Here is a 3,084-nt window from a genome sequence, read left to right as displayed (position 1 = left end):
GGCGCCGCGGTGCCGCCGGGGCCCGGGGCCGGGCCGGTGGTGGCCGTGCCGGTGCTGCCGGTGCCGCCGGTCCTGTGGTCGGCGCCCGTCCCGGTTTCGGTTTCGGTCTCGCTGCTCATGCCTGCGCCTCCCGGTCGAGCAGCCGGTCCATCGCCTCGGTGAGCTGACGGGAGACCGAGGACAGGCTCTCGACGCCGCTCCAGGCCCGGGCCAGCAGGCGCAGCTCCTTGTGCGACCAGGCCGCGGTGTTGGTGGAGATCGGGTACGGCACCGCGTAGTCCCGCGCGTCCAGGTGGACCTGGAGGTCGAAGGACGGCATCGAGTCGAGCCACGGCTGCTGCGTGCCGTTGCGGGCCGGTATCGCCGTGCCCTTCGCCTGGAGCAGCGCGCCCTGCCGGCTGGACATGAACCGGACGAAGTCGCGGGCGAGTTCCGGGCGCGGGGTGCCCGCGTACACGCAGTTGGCCAGGCCGTGGATGACACTGGCGCGGCGCCGGCCGCGCGGCAGCGGCGCCACCCCGATCCGGTCGCGCAGCGCCGGGTCCGCCCAGAACGTGGCCGCGTTGTACGAGCACTCCTGCGTCATGGCGAGCTTGCCCGCCTGGAACATCTGGGTCGGGTCGGTGTCGGTGAGCTGCTGGAGGTCGGGCGAGGCCCGGTAGCGGTGGATCATGTCGATCCACAGCTGGAGCCCCTCCAGCGTGCGCGGGTCGTCGTACCCGGACCTCCTGCGGTCCGCGGAGATCACCCGGCCGCCCGCCTGCGGAATGCTGTTGTAGTAGTTCTCCTGGGCCCGGACCGGCGCGCCGATCCCGAAGACGCCGCGGCGCCGGTCGGTGAGCCGCTGCGCGTTGTCGATCAGGTTCTGCCAGGTCCAGCTCGCGTCGGGGTGGTCGACGCCCGCCCGGTCGAACAGCTCCTTGTTGAACCAGAGGGCGACCGTGTCGAAGTCCTTGGGCGCCCCGTACTGGACGCCCTTCCAGCGGTACAGCTCGGCCAGGTCGCGCGGGAAGTCCGCGGGGTCGAGGATCGCGTCCGCGCCCTCGGTCTCCAGCGGGAGCAGCTGGCCGTTGTCCGCGTAGAGACCGAAGTTGGGGCCGTTCATCCAGAAGACGTCGGGCGCCGAACCGCCGGAGCAGGCGGTGCGCAGCTTCGTCCAGTACGTGGCGTTGGGCGTCAGCTGGACGTCGACCGTGACGCCGGGCCGGGTCCGCTCGAAGGCGCGGGCCGCCTTCTGCATCGCGGGCAGCTGGTAGACGTCCCAGACGCCGTAGGTCAGCCGGCCGCGCCGTGGACCGCCGTGGGCGGCTCCGGCCTGGGGAGGTGATGTGTCACAGCCGCTCGCGAGCACCGTCGTACCGAGGGTTGATGCGGCGGCCGCGGTCAGCAGAGAACGTCTGCGCACGCCGGGCCTTCCGTGGGAGGGAGGAGATGACGGCAAGCTATGTGCTCGAAACTGACGCGTCAAGGGTAGTTTCGAGCATCTTCACGCATCGCGCTGGGCGTGCGGCCACCCGGACCCAGGGCGCGACCGCACCGTCCCGCACCGTTCCTCCCCGCTCCACGACGCCCGGCAGGAGGGACTCTCCCGACGCGCCCGAGCACGTGACCGAGACCACGCATCTCAGCCAGCGAACACACCGCGGCCCTCGCCCGGGCACCCGCTACGCTCCGTTTCGTGGCTGAGATCCAGATTCCCGCTGACATCAAGCCCGCCGACGGACGATTCGGCGCGGGCCCCTCCAAGGTGCGGACGGAGGCGCTGGAGGCCCTGGCCGCCACCGGTACGTCTCTCCTCGGCACCTCCCACCGCCAGGCCCCGGTCAAGAACCTGGTCGGCCGCGTCCGCGAGGGCGTGCAGAGCCTGTTCTCCCTCCCCGAGGGCTACGAGGTCGTCCTCGGCAACGGCGGCTCGACCGCGTTCTGGGACGTCGCGACCCACGGCCTGATCGAGAACAAGTCCCAGCACCTCAACTTCGGCGAGTTCTCCTCCAAGTTCGCCAAGGCCGCCAAGCTCGCCCCGTGGCTGGCCGAGCCGACCGTCATCGCCTCCGAGCCCGGCACGCACCCCGAGGCGCGGGCCGAGGCCGGCGTCGACGTCTACGGCCTCACCCACAACGAGACCTCCACCGGTGTCGCCGCCCCGATCCGGCGCGTGACCGGCGCCGACGACGGCGCCCTCGTCCTCGTCGACGCCACGTCCGGCGCGGGCGGACTGCCCGTCGACATCACCGAGACGGACGTCTACTACTTCGCGCCGCAGAAGTCCTTCGCCTCCGACGGCGGGCTGTGGATCGGCGTGTTCTCCCCGGCCGCGATCGAGCGCGCCGAGCGCATCCACGCCTCCGGCCGGCACGTCCCGGAGTTCTTCTCGCTGCCCACCGCGATCGACAACTCCCGCAAGAACCAGACGTACAACACCCCCGCGCTCTCCACGCTCTTCCTGCTCGCCGAGCAGCTCGACTGGATCAACGGGCAGGGCGGCCTCGCCTGGTCGACGGCGCGCACCAAGGACTCCTCGGACCGGCTGTACTCCTGGGCCCAGGACTCGAAGTACGCGACGCCGTTCGTGACGGACGCGGCGAAGCGGTCGCAGGTCATCGGCACCATCGACTTCGACGAGTCGATCGACGCGGCGGCCGTCGCGAAGGTGCTCCGGGCCAACGGGATCGTCGACACCGAGCCGTACCGGAAGCTCGGGCGCAACCAGCTCCGGATCGCGATGTTCCCGGCGATCGACCCGGCCGACATCACGGCGCTGACCGGGTGCATCGACTACGTCATCGGGCAGCTCTGACGCGGGGACGCCCCTGTGCTGTGCGGGGGGCCGCGTACGGGTCCTACGAACCCTGCGGCGCCCCGCGCTTGGCCCCCGCCCGGCTGTCCGGCCCCGCGCGGCCCGGCCCCGGCTCCCGGCACCGCCCTTCGTCGGCGCGACTCCCCGCACTGCCCGGGTCCTGCGCGACTCCCCGCGCCGCCTTGGCTGAGCCCGCGGTTCCTGCGTCTGTGTCCTGGGGCGTCTGCGCCCCAGCCGTTCTCCCACCCACCCGCCCCCTCCGGGGGCGTTCGGCCCGGCACCGGGCG

General features: G+C 72.3%; 2 protein-coding genes. One reads left to right on the top strand and one right to left on the bottom strand.

Going from position 1 to position 3,084, the window contains the following annotated elements; translation table 11 throughout:
• Positions 1 to 115: 115 nt before the first annotated feature.
• Positions 116 to 1,405 carry a sugar ABC transporter substrate-binding protein gene (locus GTW43_RS02610; RefSeq protein ID WP_161299915.1) on the bottom strand — a complete coding sequence of 430 codons (1,290 nt, stop codon included), beginning with the start codon at positions 1,403 to 1,405 and terminating at the stop codon, positions 116 to 118.
• A gap of 273 nt (positions 1,406 to 1,678) precedes the next feature.
• Between GTW43_RS02610 and serC the strand changes: the two genes are divergently transcribed.
• Complete coding sequence (gene serC / locus GTW43_RS02605) at positions 1,679 to 2,797, top strand: phosphoserine transaminase (RefSeq protein WP_161299914.1); 1,119 nt, start codon at positions 1,679 to 1,681, stop codon at positions 2,795 to 2,797.
• The last annotated feature ends 287 nt before the right edge of the window (positions 2,798 to 3,084 follow it).

The sequence above is a fragment of the Streptomyces sp. SID5785 genome, from assembly GCF_009870065.1.
Lineage (GTDB): Bacteria > Actinomycetota > Actinomycetes > Streptomycetales > Streptomycetaceae > Streptomyces.
The sequence above is the reverse complement of the archived record's forward strand: the minus strand, read 5'-3'. Positions and strand labels throughout refer to the sequence as shown.